The sequence below is a fragment of the Klebsiella sp. ZJOU C1 genome (assembly GCF_035620215.1).
In the GTDB taxonomy this organism is placed as follows: Bacteria; Pseudomonadota; Gammaproteobacteria; order Enterobacterales; family Enterobacteriaceae; genus Klebsiella; species Klebsiella variicola.
Window position 1 is genome coordinate 1,852,302 of record NZ_CP141644.1, and the last position, 14,401, is coordinate 1,866,702.

At 58.6% G+C, this 14,401-nt stretch carries 11 protein-coding genes; 2 read left to right on the forward strand and 9 right to left on the reverse strand.

Features of this window, described 5'->3' with window-relative positions; translation table 11 throughout:
- Positions 1–13: 13 nt before the first annotated feature.
- The 5 genes from SPE70_RS08660 to SPE70_RS08680 all read right to left on the reverse strand — a co-directional run bounded on the left by SPE70_RS08660 (position 14) and on the right by SPE70_RS08680 (position 7,198).
- Positions 14–979: a PDR/VanB family oxidoreductase gene (locus SPE70_RS08660; RefSeq protein WP_008805919.1), complete on the reverse strand. Its 966-nt coding sequence runs from the start codon at positions 977–979 to the stop codon at positions 14–16.
- A 56-nt stretch (positions 980–1,035) separates the two neighbouring features.
- Positions 1,036–2,484, reverse strand: a complete 1,449-nt coding sequence (locus SPE70_RS08665) for an NAD-dependent succinate-semialdehyde dehydrogenase (protein ID WP_048965218.1) — start codon at positions 2,482–2,484, stop codon at positions 1,036–1,038.
- 18 nt (positions 2,485–2,502) lie between these two features.
- The gene (gene yeaW, locus SPE70_RS08670) at positions 2,503–3,627 is read right to left on the reverse strand and encodes a carnitine monooxygenase, oxygenase subunit YeaW (RefSeq protein ID WP_008805921.1); all 1,125 of its coding nucleotides are present in this window, start codon (positions 3,625–3,627) and stop codon (positions 2,503–2,505) included.
- 36 nt (positions 3,628–3,663) lie between these two features.
- A complete protein-coding gene (locus tag SPE70_RS08675) occupies positions 3,664–5,271 on the reverse strand; it encodes a BCCT family transporter (RefSeq protein ID WP_004201469.1) in 1,608 nt (535 codons plus the stop codon).
- A gap of 841 nt (positions 5,272–6,112) precedes the next feature.
- Entirely contained in the window at positions 6,113–7,198 is a 1,086-nt protein-coding gene (locus SPE70_RS08680; RefSeq protein ID WP_038422320.1) for a tartrate dehydrogenase, read from the reverse strand.
- A gap of 82 nt (positions 7,199–7,280) precedes the next feature.
- Here SPE70_RS08680 and SPE70_RS08685 point away from each other — a divergent pair, with 82 nt between their 5' ends.
- Complete coding sequence (locus tag SPE70_RS08685) at positions 7,281–8,243, forward strand: LysR substrate-binding domain-containing protein (protein ID WP_008805923.1); 963 nt, start codon at positions 7,281–7,283, stop codon at positions 8,241–8,243.
- On the opposite strand, the gene SPE70_RS08690 is transcribed toward SPE70_RS08685, so the two are convergent.
- The 4 genes from SPE70_RS08690 to puuD all read right to left on the reverse strand — a co-directional run bounded on the left by SPE70_RS08690 (position 8,240) and on the right by puuD (position 12,666).
- Complete coding sequence (locus SPE70_RS08690; RefSeq protein ID WP_008805924.1) at positions 8,240–9,520, reverse strand: NAD(P)/FAD-dependent oxidoreductase; 1,281 nt, start codon at positions 9,518–9,520, stop codon at positions 8,240–8,242. The two genes, SPE70_RS08685 and SPE70_RS08690, sit on opposite strands and share 4 nt — an antisense overlap.
- 2 nt (positions 9,521–9,522) lie before the next feature.
- Entirely contained in the window at positions 9,523–11,010 is a 1,488-nt protein-coding gene (gene puuC / locus SPE70_RS08695) for an aldehyde dehydrogenase PuuC (RefSeq protein ID WP_049009098.1), read from the reverse strand.
- Positions 11,011–11,330: 320 nt separating this feature from the next.
- Entirely contained in the window at positions 11,331–11,888 is a 558-nt protein-coding gene (gene puuR / locus SPE70_RS08700) for an HTH-type transcriptional regulator PuuR (protein WP_002898590.1), read from the reverse strand.
- Between the two features lie 25 nt (positions 11,889–11,913).
- Positions 11,914–12,666 (reverse strand): gamma-glutamyl-gamma-aminobutyrate hydrolase, encoded by a 753-nt coding sequence (puuD, locus tag SPE70_RS08705; protein WP_162493279.1) that lies wholly within the window; start codon positions 12,664–12,666, stop codon positions 11,914–11,916.
- Between the two features lie 225 nt (positions 12,667–12,891).
- Here puuD and SPE70_RS08710 point away from each other — a divergent pair, with 225 nt between their 5' ends.
- Positions 12,892–14,313, forward strand: coding sequence for a glutamine synthetase family protein (locus tag SPE70_RS08710; protein WP_008805927.1), 1,422 nt, complete (start codon positions 12,892–12,894; stop codon positions 14,311–14,313).
- Positions 14,314–14,401: the final 88 nt, after the last annotated feature.

A 14,401-nucleotide genomic window follows, 5' to 3' on the forward strand; every position in this document is an offset into this window, starting at 1 on the left:
GCCGGAGAGCGAGCTATAAATCCAGCACTAACCGGCCGCCTTTGGCGCGCGAGCAGCAGATCAGCATACTCTGCTGGCTGGCTTTCTCTTCCTCGCTGTAATACTGATCGCGGTGGTCCGCTTCCCCTTCCAGAATCATCGTTTCGCAGGTGCCGCACACCCCTTCGCGGCACAGGCATTCCACCTTCGCCGCTTTGTTATTCTCAATAACCTGCAAAATGGTCATGTCCTGCGGTACGGTAAATTCGCGTCCGGAACGCGCCAGCACCAGGGTAAACGCCTCTCCGCCTTTATCCTCAACGATAAACTGCTCAAAGTGCAGCTGACTGGCGGGCACCTGATGGCGTTCGGCGGCGGCTTTCACCGCCTCGTTAAGCGCCGCCGGGCCGCAGGTATACACGTGGGTTCCGGGCTCGAGGTCGGCGAACAGGCGCGGCAGGTCGAGACGGCTGCCGAGCGCTGATACATGAACATTGACCCGATCTCGCCACGGCGCGGCGCTGAGCGCATCGACGAAAGCATTATTGTCGGCGTCGTGGAAACAGTAGTGCAGCTGCCAGTCGGCCTGCCGTTGTTCCAGTTCCGGAATATGGGACAAGAATGGCGTGATGCCGATACCGCCGGCGATCAGCAGATGTTTTCGCGCCTGTGGTTCGATGGCGAACAGGTTGTTGGGCGTGGACACCGTCAGGGTATCGCCCGGGCGCACCTGCTGGTGCATAAAACGCGAGCCGCCTTTGGAAGGCGACTCAAGACGCACCGCAATCTGCCAGCTGGTGGTATCCAGCGGCGAGCTCATCAGCGAATAGGCGTTACTGTAGCGCTGCTCGCCATCCTGCATCTGGACGATAATATGGCTGCCGCCGCTGAATCCCGGCAGCGGGGCGCCGGTCGGCGACACCAGCGTAAAACGCTTCACCTGGGCGGTGATCTGTTCAACATCGCGAACGATCGCCTCAAACATTTGATAATCAGACATCGCTGAACTCCATCAAAAATCCCGGCGTGGCCAGCGCCGCCGCCGGGAGAGGACATTTACAACCCCTGGCAGAGATACTTCATCTCCAGGTAATCTTCGATTCCGTGTTCCGACCCTTCGCGGCCAAGGCCGGACTGCTTCACTCCGCCAAATGGCGCGACTTCGTTGGAAATCAGCCCGGTATTGATGCCGACCATCCCGTATTCCAGCTGCTCGGAGACGCGCCAGATACGGGCGGCATCGTTGCTGTAAAAATAGGAGGCGAGGCCGTAGATGGTGTTATTCGCCTGCTCGATGACCTGCTGCTCATCGTCAAATTTCACCAGCGCGGCCACCGGGCCGAAGATCTCTTCCTGCAGCAGCAGTGACCCCGGCTGTACGTCGCCGATCACCGTAGGGGTGAAGAAATTACCGCCCAGCGGATGCGTTTTTCCGCCGGTTAACAGCGTGGCGCCGCGGCTTATGGCGTCGTCGAGCAGGGACTGCACTTTGCGCCCAGCGTCGGCGTTGATAAGCGGGCCAATCTGCACACCGGACTCGCTGCCATCGCCCACTTTCAGGGCGGCGACGCGGGCGACGAATTTATCGCAGAATTGGTCGTAGACGGCGCGATGAATATAGAAGCGATTGACGCAGACGCAGGTTTGCCCGGCGTTGCGGAACTTGGCGATCAGCGCTCCCTCGACCGCTTTATCGATATCGGCGTCGTCAAAGACGATGAACGGCGCGTTACCGCCGAGCTCTAAAGAGAGCTTTTTGATGGATTCCGCGCACTGGCGCATCAGCACGCGGCCAACTTCGGTCGAGCCGGTAAAGGAGAGTTTACGCACCCGCTCATCGCCGGTGAACACCGCGCCAATTTCGCGCGACTGGCCGGTAACGACGTTAATAACGCCCTGCGGGATCCCGGCCTGAATCGCCAGTTCCGCCATCGCCAGCGCGGTAAACGGCGTTTCGTTAGCCGGCTTAATCACCATCGTGCAGCCAGCGGCCAGCGCCGGGCCAGCCTTGCGGGTGATCATCGCCGCCGGGAAGTTCCACGGGGTGATCGCCGCGCAGACGCCCACGCCCTGGCGGATCACCATCAGGCGTTTATCCGCGCCAGGGGAGGGGATTATTTCGCCGTTGGTGCGTTTGCCCTGTTCGGCAAACCACTCGATAAACGAGGCGGCATAGGCGATTTCGCCTTCGGCCTCCGCCAGCGGCTTGCCCTGCTCGGCGGTCATGATCTGCGCCAGCGCGGTTTTGTTTTCGAGGATCAGGCGGTGCCAGTTTTTCAATTGCGTGGCGCGCTGAGCGGCGGTTAATGCGCGCCAGGCCGGCAGCGCGGCCGCAGCGGCATCCACGGCCTGCTGCGCTTCCGACCGACCCATATTAGGGATCTGGCCGAGCGTCGCGCCGGTGGAAGGGTTGCTGACGGCAAGCGTCGTGCCGTCGGCGGCGTCGCGCCAGCTTCCGGCAATCAGCGCCTGCTGGCGAAACAGATCTGAGTGAAACACGGACATGGCTAACTCCTTCAATGATTACGGCTGGAACACCTGGGCCACCAGATTGTGGAAATGGGCGATCCCGTGCTCGGAGATCCCGCTGCCGCTGTTATCCGCCATAATGCGCCCCTGGCCGCGATAGCCGCGGGACTTCAGCCCCTTCTGCACGCTTTCCACCAGGCGTAAATCTTCCGGGCGGAACACGTCGCGATACCACTCAATCAGCGCTTTCTGATCGTCAGTCAGCTCTTCGTTGGTGAAATAGATGTCGTAATTCTGCAGAGTGGTCTCTTCATCCACCGGGAATTCATAGATCACGGTCATCATGCCCTTGATCGGCGTCACGTTGAACATGGTGCACGGCCACAGCCAGAAACCGTGGAACGCGGCGTCGGTACCTTCTTCGAATTTAAACGACTGCTCGGACGGCTTGGCGAAGCCATACTGCAGCGTCCATTTGCCGTGCATGGTGTGCCAGTAACGGTCAACCTGTACGGAATCCGAGAAGCCCGGGTGCGCCGGGCCGCAGTGGTAACATTCCAGATAGTTATCGACGATATTTTTCCAGTTCGCCGGGGTGAGAGTGGTAAAGCGCGCCGCCAGTTTCAGATCATGTACGTCCGGGCAGGCTTCCAGCACTTTGTCCTGCAGGCCCGGCAGCTGCGTTTCCACGCTCTCCGCTTGCGGGTTCATATTGATAAACACAAAGCCGGCATACTCTTCCAGGCGAACCGGCACCAGCGTTGCCTTTTCGCTATCGAAATTCGCCACGTTTTCGCAGTTGCGGGCGTGGGCGAGATTGCCGTCAAGCTTGAAGGCCCAGGCGTGATAGGGGCAGGTAATCACGTTTTTGGCTTTACCTTCACCGCTCAGCAGCTGGTGGCCGCGGTGCGGGCAGACGTTATAGAAAGCGCGCAGAATGTTGTCGCGGCCGCGGACGATAACGATATTTTCGCCAATGATCTCCCGGGTGATGTAGTCGTTCGGCCGGGCGACCTCGCTGCCGTGGGCGACGCAAATCCAGCTATTGGCGAAGATGCGCTCTTTCTCGTGCTCAAACGCCTGGCTGTCGGTATAAAAACGGGCCGGAATGGTCCAGGCATCCTGCGGATTGGCGCAAAAGTTAATCGGCAGAGTAAAGTCAGGGCTCAAATTGCTCATGTAAGGTCACCTTGTGATTATTGTCAGTAAGAGGTTTTACAGCGACTGGCCGTCGCCTTTGAGTACCGTGCCAACCGGTAGCGTCTCGGCTTTAATCATTGGCTCGGGCGTATGGGTTTCTATCTGATTGACCGGCACGTGGGCGTAGTCCTGTTTTAGCCAGCGCACGAAGCCGCCGGTTTTAATCAGTAAAATGGCCAGGAACGGTAGGGCGGTCAGCACCACGGTGGTTTTCATGGTCTCAAGCGAAGCGCCGGTAAACAGAATCGATAGCGGGATGAGGGTGATCACCACGCACCAGAACAGGCGCATGCCGCGATCCGGATCGTCGCCTTCGCGCAGGTTGCGGGTGCTGGTCGCCGCCATGGTGTAGGCCACCGCATCCATGTGCGAGGCGAGGAAAACAATCATCACGAACAGATAGGCGGCGAGGAACAGCTTACCTGCCGGCAGCGACATCAGGACCTGCTGGACGGCGGTTTCGCCGCCGAGAGTCTGCATCACCTGCGGTACGTTAATCACGCCGTTAACGAACTGGTGCATGGCGTAGCTTTCCATCACCCCAAAGAAGAACCAGCAGCCGGCGGTGCTACCAAGGAGCAGTCCCCATATCACCTCTTTGATTTTGCGCCCGCGGGAGACGCGGGTGACGAACATCGCCACGCCCGGAGTATAGGAGATCCACCACAGCCAGTAGAAGACGGTCCAGTTGCGGGTAAAGGCGCCGTCGCCGAGGGGATCGGTAAACAGACTCATCTGCAGGAAGTTCTGAGTCGTCAGGCCGACGGCGTTAATGATGTTATTGGTGATGAATTCGGTCGGACCAACCAGTAATACCACCAACGGCAGCAGAAACGCCCCCCAGCCGACCATTTTGCTCAGGCGCTGCAGGCCGTTGTTGATGCCAATCCACGAACTCATGCAGAAAATACCGCCGGAGAGCAGGATCACAAACGCCTGCACGGTGAAGTTATCCGGCAGCCCGGTCAGCGCTGACAGGCCGCGGGTGAAGGTGGCGGCAGTGACCACCAGCGAAATGGTTAACGCGCCGACGGTAGCGATCAGGAACATCAGATCGACCAGACGGCCCCAGAAGCCCTGCGGACTCACTCCGGTGATCGCTGAAATGATCCCGGAGAGGCTGAGGCCTTTATTTTTCCGCACGTGGAAGTGATAGGCCATGATCAGCGAAGCGAGAGTGTAGGTCGCCCAGGCGCTAACCCCCCAGTGGAAGAAAGAATAAGGGATGCTGTATTCCAGCGCTTTCGGCGATTGCGGAGCAATGTTCAGGCCCGGGGTCTGGTAGTAATAAGCCCATTCGGCAACGCCCCAGTACAGCGTGGAGGAGCCGAGCCCGGCGCAGATAAACATAAACAGCCATGAGAGGGTACTGTATTCGACTTTACCTTCGCCGAGACGGATATTGCCGTATTTGCTGGTCGCCAGATAGAGCACCAGTCCCAGCGCCAGCAGCACCAGTACCTGTACCGTGGAACCCAGCAGGCGGGTCACGCCGTTAAAAATCGAATCAGCCGCCTGCGCGGTTTGCTGCGGGAAGAGACTTAATGTAGCGGCGATGAAAACAATGGCCGCCAGGCTGATGGCAATCAGCGGCACATCTTTTTTCTTTACGTTGCTCAACATGGGTGATCTCCTGGGCATGATTGCCCGTCGGTGGCTTTAGCCTGTCGTTGTTATCACGCTGTAGGGTCAAGGTTCGTAGCAAAAAGCTATTAACAATTGGATTATTTCTTCGTTACATGAATTAAACAATTGGCCGATTCGTGAAGCAATAAAACACGGAACGGAAATAATAAAAGGTGAATTGGCGCAGGTTCTGTCCTTTCAGGAATAATAAAGTTCACCGCTGTGATGCGGTCCACTTGTCAATCGTGGGGGATTCTGCATAGCGAAAAGAGAGGGGAGTTGGAGGACCAGGCGCGCGGGTTTTCCCGGGTAGCGGCTGCGCCTTACCCGTGCTTGCTACTCGCGGTGTCGTTTTTTTGTCGGGTGGCGGCTAACGCCTTACCCGACCTACGGTCCGTGCCATTGCGAGCTTAAGATCTCTACCTTGTCCCCATGGCTACTGCAACTGCCGGTGTTGGCGGCCTCAACATCGCTGAGACGTTCCCTGCAGGCCGGGGCAGCCCGCAGGGATGCGGGCTGAGGGCCGTGTTTTGCACGGACGCTGCCTCGGCCCGACCCGAAGCCTGTAGGGATAAGTCGAAGGCACCACGAAGTGGCGATGTTGCTGGCCGGAGCCCGGGGGTACAGGGGGCGGCGGCGATTGGCCGCCCCCTGTGCGCTCCCTGCGCCAGAAGAGACATAACACGGAAGACATATCGGGAGCGCAATGTGCCCGGAAATAACACAGAACAAACGTTTTTCCCGGGGCGAAACTGTTGCAAACCGATAACAGTATCTACATTATCGTGCCTTTTGTAGCCCCGGTAAGCGCCGCGCCACCGGGGAGCGGCCGGGGTAATTACGCCAAAATGGCCTTGCAGATGGCGTCGCTGACCTGTTGCGTTGACGCGCTGCCTTTCATATCCGGGGTTTTCGGCCCGCTGGCAATCACCTGCTCAATCGCCGCCAGGATGCCGTTGTGCGCGGCGTGATAGCGCGCATCGCCGTTGCCGAGGAAATCGAGCATCATCGCCCCGGCCCACACGGTGGCGATCGGGTTGGCGATATTTTTACCGTAGATATCCGGCGCGGAGCCGTGAACCGGCTCGAACAGCGACGGGAAGGTGCGCTCCGGATTGAGATTGGCCGACGGCGCAATACCGATTGTGCCGGTACAGGCCGGGCCGAGATCGGAGAGAATATCGCCGAACAGGTTGGAGCCGACCACCACATCAAAACGCTCCGGCTGCAGCACGAAGCGGGCGCACAGGATATCGATATGCTGCTTGTCCCAGCGAATATCCGGATAGTTTTTGGCCATCTCTTCCACCCGCTCATCCCAGTAGGGCATGCTGATCGCCAGACCGTTGGATTTGGTCGCCGAAGTCAGCGTTTTGCGTGGGCGGCTTTGCGCCAGTTCGAAGGCGTAGCGCAGGATCCGGTCCACGCCGCGGCGGGTAAAGACCGACTCCTGAATCACCACTTCATGCTCGGTGCCTTCATTGGCGCGCCCGCCGAGGGCGGAATATTCGCCTTCGGTATTTTCGCGCACCACGTAAAAATCGATATCGCCGGCCTTTTTACCCGCCAGCGGGCAGGGGACGCCGGGGAACAGACGCACCGGACGCAGGTTGACGTATTGGTCAAACTCACGGCGGAACTTCAGCAGCGACCCCCACAGCGAAATGTGGTCGGGAACGGTATCCGGCCAGCCGACGGCGCCGAAGTAGATGGCATCGAAGCCCTGCAGCTGCTCGCGCCAGTCGTCCGGCATCATCTTGCCGTGATGGGCATAATATTCGCAGCTTGCCCACTCCATCTGCTCGAAGCTCAATGACAGATCCCAACGCTGTGCGGCGGCTTGCAGCACGCGAATCCCTTCAGGCAGAACTTCTTTGCCAATTCCGTCACCCGGGATGGCGGCAATACGATAGGTTTTTTTCATTCCGGTTCTCACTTTTTAGCGATGATGTTTGACCACCTGCCTATCCTATAATTGACTGGTTCATAATTAATCACGCTAACTGGTGAAACATAAAACACAGATCATGAATAATCTGCCGCTGCTAAATGATTTACGCGTCTTTATGCTGGTCGCTCGCCGGGCCGGGTTCGCCGCCGCCGCCGAAGAGCTTGGCGTATCACCGGCGTTCGTCAGCAAGCGGGTTTCGCTGCTGGAGCAAACCCTGAATGTGGTGTTGTTGCACCGGACCACCCGCCGCGTCACCATTACCGAGGAGGGGGAGCGGATCTACGAATGGGCGCAGCGCATTTTGCAGGATGTCGATGAGATGATGGACGAGCTTTCCGACGTACGTCAGGTGCCGCAGGGAACGCTGCGTATTATCAGTAGCTTCGGCTTTGGTCGCCGGGTGGTGGCCCCGGCGCTGTCGGCGCTGGCCCTTCAGTACCCGCAGCTGGAACTGCGTTTCGATGTCCAGGACCGGCTGGTGGATTTAGTCAATGAAGGGGTGGATCTCGATATTCGCGTGGGCGATGATATCGCGCCGAATCTGATTGCCCGCCAGCTGGCGGCCAACCACCGCGTGCTCTGCGCCTCGCCGCAATTCCTTGCCCGCCATCCACCGCCGAAACAGCTGAGCGATCTGGCCGCCTTACCCTGCCTGGTGATTAAAGAACGCGATCATCCGTTTGGCATCTGGCAGTTGCACAGCAAAGAGGGGCAGCATGCGATCAAGGTGACCGGGCCGCTGTCGTCCAACCATGGTGAAATTGTGCATCAGTGGTGTCTTGACGGGCAGGGGATTGCGTTACGTTCATGGTGGGACGTCCGGGAGAATATCGCCAGCGGCCATCTGGTGCATGTGCTGCCGGAATTCTTTCAGCCTGCAAACGTCTGGGCAGTCTATGTCTCCCGGTTGGCGACGTCGGCTAAAATTCGCACCACCGTGGAGTTTCTGCGCCACTACTTTCAGCAGCACTATCCGCAGCATGAGCCGACGGCCAGCGCCGTCGGCAGAGGCGATTAAACCCCAAGGCGGTCGCGCAGGCTGTAGTAGGCGGCGCCCATGGCGGTAAAAGGAATGCGCAGGCTGCGGCCGCCCGGGAACGGGTAGTGCGGCAGTTTGGCGAAGGCGTCGAACCGCTCGGCGTCGCCGCGCAGCAGCTCTGAAATCAAGCGTCCGGCAAGGTGGGTACAGGTCACGCCGTGGCCGCTGTAGCCCTGCATGTAGTAAATATTGTTATCGAGACGGCCGAACTGCGGCATCCGCGACAGGGTCAGCAGGAAGTTGCCGGTCCAGCGGTAGTCAATTTTCACCCCCTGCAGCTGCGGGAAGGTTTTCAGCAGCTTCGGCATAATCAGCCGCTCCACGTCGTCCGGATCGCGCGCGCCGTAGACCACGCCGCCGCCGTACAGCAGACGGTTGTCGCCGGTCAGACGGTAGTAGTCCAGCAGGTAGTTACAATCTTCCACACAGTAGTTTTTCGGGATCAGCGAGCGGGCGACCTCTTCCGACAGCGGAGCGGTAGTGACCACCTGGGTGCCACACGGCATGCTGCGTTTCGCCAGCTCCGGCTCCAGTTTATCGCCAAGATAGGCGTTGCCGGCGACGATCACGTAGCGCGCGGTGACCTGGCCGCGCGCGGTGCTGACCACCGCCGGGCTGCTGTGCTGGATGCGGGTGACCGGCGACTGCTCATACACCCGGCCGCCGTTCAGACGAATGGCGTCCGCTTCGCCGATGGCGAGGTTCAGCGGGTGAATATGGCCGCCGCTGTGGTCAAGCAGGGCGCCGACGTAGCGGTCGCTGTCCACTTCACGACGAATGGCCTCTCTGTCCAGCAGCTCCAGTTGGGTGTTACCGTAGCGTTCCCAGTTGGCTTTCTGCTCTTCCAGGGTTTCCAGCTGCTTATGGTTCATCGCCACGAACAGGCCGCCCGGGCGGTAATCGCACTGGATCTGGTAGCGCTGGATGCGCTCGCGAATAATATCGCCGCCTTCGAACATCATGCTGCCGAGCATTTTGGCCGCATCCGGGCCGTAGTTCTTCTCAATGACGTCGATATCGCGGCTATAGGAGTTGACCAGCTGACCGCCGTTGCGGCCGCTGGCGCCGAAGCCGATGCGCGCCCCTTCCAGCACCACCACGTCGTAGCCCATTTCGGCCAGATGCAGAGCTGAGGAGAGGCCGGTGTAGCCGCCGCCGACGACGCAGACGTCACAGTTGATGGATCCCTCCAGCGTCGGGAACGGTTCATACTTATTGGCGCTGGCGGCGTAGTAGCTAGTGGTATGTTCAGTCATGATCAAGACTCCAGGGCAATCCAGATGGTTTTCAGTTCGGTGAATTTTTCCAGCGCGTGCAGCGATTTATCGCGCCCATTGCCGCTCTGCTTGTAGCCGCCGAACGGAACGGTCATATCACCATCGTTATAGTTGTTGACGAAGACCGAGCCAGCCTTCAGGCGACGGCTCATGCGGTGGGCGCGTGACAGATCGCGGGTCCACACGGCGGCGCCGAGACCGTAGTCGCTGTCATTGGCAAGCAGCAGCGCCTCTTCTTCGCTTTTGAAGCGCGTGACCACCAGTACCGGGCCGAAGATCTCTTCCCGGCTGAGGGTCGATGCCGGGTCGACGTCAACGAAAATGGTCGGGCCGACGGCGGCAGGCCACGGATTTTTCCGTCCGTCGAGGAACAGCGTGCTTTTGGCTTCGCCACCGCGGATAAAACTGTGCACGTTGTCGGCATGGGCGTTATCAATCAACATGCCCATGGTGGTGTCCGGATCGAGCGGGTTACCCGGCTGCCAGTGTTGTGCTTCGGTTTTCAGCCGCGCCAGAAACTCGTCAGCGATGCTCTCCTCGAGCAGCAGACGGGTCCCGGCGATGCACACCTGGCCCTGGTTATAGAAGATGCCGCCGGCGGTGGCGCTGACCGCTTGTTGCAGATCCGGGCAGTCGGCGAAAACGATGTTGGCGCTCTTGCCGCCCGCTTCCAGCCACACGCGCTTCATATTGCTGTCGCCGGCGTCTTTCAGCAGCTGCTTGCCGGTGCGGGTGGAACCGGTAAAGGTAATGACTTCAACATCAGGATGCAGGGCCAGCGCCTGCCCGGCCTCGTGACCAAAGCCGCTGACCACGTTCAACACGCCGTCCGGCAGGCCGGCCTCTTTCGCCAGCCCGGCCAGACGCAGGGCGGTGAGCGGCGATTTTTCTGAGGGTTTGAGGATTACGCTGTTGCCCGCCGCCAGCGCCGGACCGAGTTTCCAGCAGGCCAGCAGCAGCGGGAAGTTCCACGGCACCACCGCGGCGATCACGCCAATTGGTTCGCGAACGATCATCGCCAGCTCGTTGCTGCCGGTGGGCGCGACTTCGCCATAGACTTTATCCAGCGCCTCGGCGTACCAGCGAATGGCGCGGGCGGCGCCGGGAATATCATCGCGCAGGCTGTGGCGGATCGGTTTGCCGGTATCCAGCGTTTCGAGCAGCGCCAGCTCTTCACAATGGGTTTCCATCAGGTCAGCAAAGCGAGTGAGAACCGCTTTACGCCGGGCCGGAGAGGCCTGCGACCAGTCGCCGTTATCAAAAGCCTGGCGCGCGGCCTTCACCGCCCGTTCGACATCGGCTTTTTTACCGCGGGCGACCTGCGCTAATGTCTGCTGCGCGGCAGGGTCGATCGTTTCAAAGGTGGTATTATCGGCCGCGGCGCAATATTCGCCGTTAATAAATAAGCGCGTTTCAATGACCAGGTTTTTCGCTTTTTCCTGCCAGTAAGCCAGGTGCTGAAAATTCATCATGACTCCTTAAAAACATTATCGGCACATTAATCAGTTCGGCGTTTTCAGGCTGCACGGGGGCACTGCGCCGGGCGCAGGGCATAACGTATCCCCGGAGTTGAATACCGTTTTATTCCCCTGAATGGCGACAGGTTGTTTGCAACCCGAATTATTCAGGAGCGAGTCGCCATTCACTGGCGTTAATTATTTCGGGGCCAACAGGAAATAATATTCCGTACGGCGCAGGCGTAATTACTACGATTTCTTCGCCGCGACGAAAATAGATTTTCCGCCGCGACAGGCCTGAAGAAAGCCTGAACCTCGTTCAGGCTAAATAATCAGAATGTGGTGGGGGTGTGGGCACTGATGATGCGGCAGATGCCTGCCGAGGTGTTGCTGAAGCTGTGCGGGATGCCGGTATTAATGGCATAGCTCTGTCCAGCCACCAGGTGATACGACTGACCGTTAATGGTCAGCACGATCTCACCTTCCAGTATGGTGCCTATCTCCTCACCCTGATGCTTAATTCTCTCCCCGGTCGTGGTTCCAGGCTGGTAAGTTTCAAAAATCATCGCCAGCGTACGGTTCGGATTTCCGTTATGAACCAGCTTCATGGAAACGCCCTGACTTCCCATCTCAATCAGGTCATCCTGATTAATGACCACCTGGGGTTCGTCCGGCTTTTCGGGTTCAGAAAAGAATTCCGAGAGCGACAGCCCATAGACTTTCAGCAGCTTTTGCAGCGTACTGATGGCAGGACTGACTTTGTCCTGCTCTATGGTGCTGATGGCACTATGTGTCAACCCAGACAGTTCGGCGGCACGACGCTGTGAGAGACCCAGCTGTTGGCGGATCTCTGACAGACGTTTCCCTGGCGCCAGTCCGTCATCGCTCATATTTGCATTTCCTTAACGGTAGTGGTCAGCGCCGCCGCTTTTCAGCATGATGGCCCTGACAGGCGGTGATAAAACCATCAAACAACATACGCGACAGGGCGTATTCGCTACTGTTCCATTCAGGATGCCACTGTACGCCCAACGCGAAAGGATGATCGTTCACGCTGACCGCTTCCACCAGTCCATCCGGCGCTCGCGCCTCCACGCGCAGCTGCGGACTCAGGGTTTTTGCCCCTTGCCCATGTAGCGAGTTTACCCAAAACGTGTTGCAGCCCGGTATCAATTGCGACAGCAATCCTCCTTCCTGAACCTCAACCTGATGGGACGGCGCATACTGCTGCTCGACGGGCAGTTCAGGATCTTCACGATGTTCAAGGAGCTCAGGCTGCTCGAACAGACGACGATACAGAGTCCCGCCGGTGGCGACAACCAGTTCCTGCAGTCCACGACAGATGGCGAAAATGGGGATGCGCCTTTCGAGCGCGGCGTTAATCAGCGCCATGCTCAGAAGATCACGCCCGGGGTCGGCGTCAGGCTCATCGCCGTTTTCACCATAAAGGTGCGGCTGCACATTACTGGGGCTGCCTGGCAGGTAAATCCCGTCCAGTTTATCGACTAACGCGTTCAGCAGCTCCGGCTCCGCCAGCGCATGCGGCAGGGCGATCGGCAGTCCGCCGTGGTTAACAATGGCATTCAGGTACTTTTCTTGCAGAGTCTGGGTCTGGTGACCCTTAAGCCTGTTTCTACACATCACGACGCCAACAACTGGCTTGTACATTATATTTTCCATGATCGCCCTCACAAAGTGGACTAAATTATGACCGCCATAGCGGGTTTAACGGCCATATCGTTCAATATTTTCTCAATCTAGCAGTGGAAATAGCCCTTTGCAAACTTAATTTAACATTTGACAAACAATTTATTTGCATACACAGTCGATGGGGTGGACATTATATTTAACGGTCTGAGCACAGGACCGAAACCCAACCAACGGCGGTGAATCATGGAAACCAATATCGTAGAAGTTGAGAACTTTGTTCAGCAGACGGAAGAGAGACGGGTCAGCGCGTTCGCGAAAGAAGTGAAGCGCTACCTCGAAACCTACCCCGATACCCAGTATGTCGATGTCCTCCTTACCGACCTGAACGGCTGCTTCCGCGGCAAGCGCATTCCGGTTGCCGGCCTGAGCAAACTGGAGAAAGGCTGTTATTTCCCGGCCTCGGTGTTTGCAATGGATATTCTTGGCAATGTGGTGGAAGAGGCCGGCCTGGGTCAGGATATGGGCGAACCGGATCGCAGCTGCATTCCGGTACCCGGCACCTTAACGCCTTCGGCGGCTGACCCACAATCGATAGCCCAGGTACAGCTGACCATGGTTGATGAAGATGGCGCTCCCTTTGACGTTGAGCCGCGGAACGTACTCAACCGCCTCTGGCAGCAGTTGCGCCAGCGCGGGCTGTTCCCCGTGGTAGCGGTAGAGCTGGAGTTCTATTTACTGGACCGCAAACGCGACGCCGAAGGCTACCTCCAGCCGCCGTGCGCGCCGGGCACCGACGATCGCAACACCCAAAGCCAGGTCTACTCCGTCGATAACCTGAACCACTTTGCCGACGTGCTTTATGACATCGACGAGCTGGCCAAACTACAGCTGATCCCCGCCGACGGCGCGGTGGCGGAAGCCTCGCCGGGCCAGTTTGAAATCAACCTTCACCATACCGATAACGTGCTGGATGCCTGCGATGATGCGCTGGCGTTAAAACGTCTCGTGCGTTTAATGGCGGAGAAGCATAAGATGCACGCCACTTTTATGGCGAAGCCTTATGAAGAGCATGCGGGCAGCGGGATGCACATCCACATCAGCATGCTGAACAATAAAGGGGAAAACGTGCTGGTGGACGGCGACGGGGAAGACTCTGTGCTGCTCAAACGCGCGCTGGCCGGGATGATCGATCTGATGCCGGCCTCGATGGCGCTGCTGGCGCCGAACGTGAACTCGTATCGCCGCTTCCAGCCGGGGATGTACGTCCCGACGCAGGCTTCGTGGGGGCATAACAACCGCACCGTGGCCTTGCGTATTCCGTGCGGCGAGCGGCAGAACCACCGCGTCGAGTATCGCGTGGCGGGGGCGGACGCCAACCCGTATCTGGTGATGGCGGCGATTTTTGCCGGCATTCTGCACGGGCTGGATAACCCCCAGCTGCCTTTGCAGGAAGAGGTGGAAGGTAACGGTCTGGAACAAGAGGGCCTGCCGTTCCCGATCCGCCAGAGCGATGCGCTGTGGGAGTTTATGCAGAACGATCATCTGCGCGAGCGCCTCGGTGAGCGTTTCTGCCACGTTTTCCATGCCTGTAAGCATGATGAATTACTGCAGTTTGAGCGTCTTATCACAGAAACCGAAATTGAGTGGATGTTGAAAAACGCCTGATGGTCGCCCCGCGAGGGGCCCATGAGTTTGGTAATCAGTAGCATCATACGGCCTGAGCGGAGCCTGGTCGTCCTTTTTGCTGGGAGCC

What these genes read in the sequence shown, in the direction of transcription:
- SPE70_RS08710 (WP_008805927.1), top strand. Translation starts at nt 12,892, where the DNA reads ATGGAAACCAATATCGTAGAAGTTGAGAACTTTGTTCAGCAGACGGAA.
- puuD (WP_162493279.1), bottom strand. Translation starts at nt 12,666, where the DNA reads ATGTACAAGCCAGTTGTTGGCGTCGTGATGTGTAGAAACAGGCTTAAG.
- SPE70_RS08690 (WP_008805924.1), bottom strand. Translation starts at nt 9,520, where the DNA reads ATGACTGAACATACCACTAGCTACTACGCCGCCAGCGCCAATAAGTAT.
- SPE70_RS08680 (WP_038422320.1), bottom strand. Translation starts at nt 7,198, where the DNA reads ATGAAAAAAACCTATCGTATTGCCGCCATCCCGGGTGACGGAATTGGC.
- SPE70_RS08675 (WP_004201469.1), bottom strand. Translation starts at nt 5,271, where the DNA reads ATGTTGAGCAACGTAAAGAAAAAAGATGTGCCGCTGATTGCCATCAGC.
- yeaW (WP_008805921.1), bottom strand. Translation starts at nt 3,627, where the DNA reads ATGAGCAATTTGAGCCCTGACTTTACTCTGCCGATTAACTTTTGCGCC.
- SPE70_RS08665 (WP_048965218.1), bottom strand. Translation starts at nt 2,484, where the DNA reads ATGTCCGTGTTTCACTCAGATCTGTTTCGCCAGCAGGCGCTGATTGCC.
- puuC (WP_049009098.1), bottom strand. Translation starts at nt 11,010, where the DNA reads ATGAATTTTCAGCACCTGGCTTACTGGCAGGAAAAAGCGAAAAACCTG.
- SPE70_RS08660 (WP_008805919.1), bottom strand. Translation starts at nt 979, where the DNA reads ATGTCTGATTATCAAATGTTTGAGGCGATCGTTCGCGATGTTGAACAG.
- puuR (WP_002898590.1), bottom strand. Translation starts at nt 11,888, where the DNA reads ATGAGCGATGACGGACTGGCGCCAGGGAAACGTCTGTCAGAGATCCGC.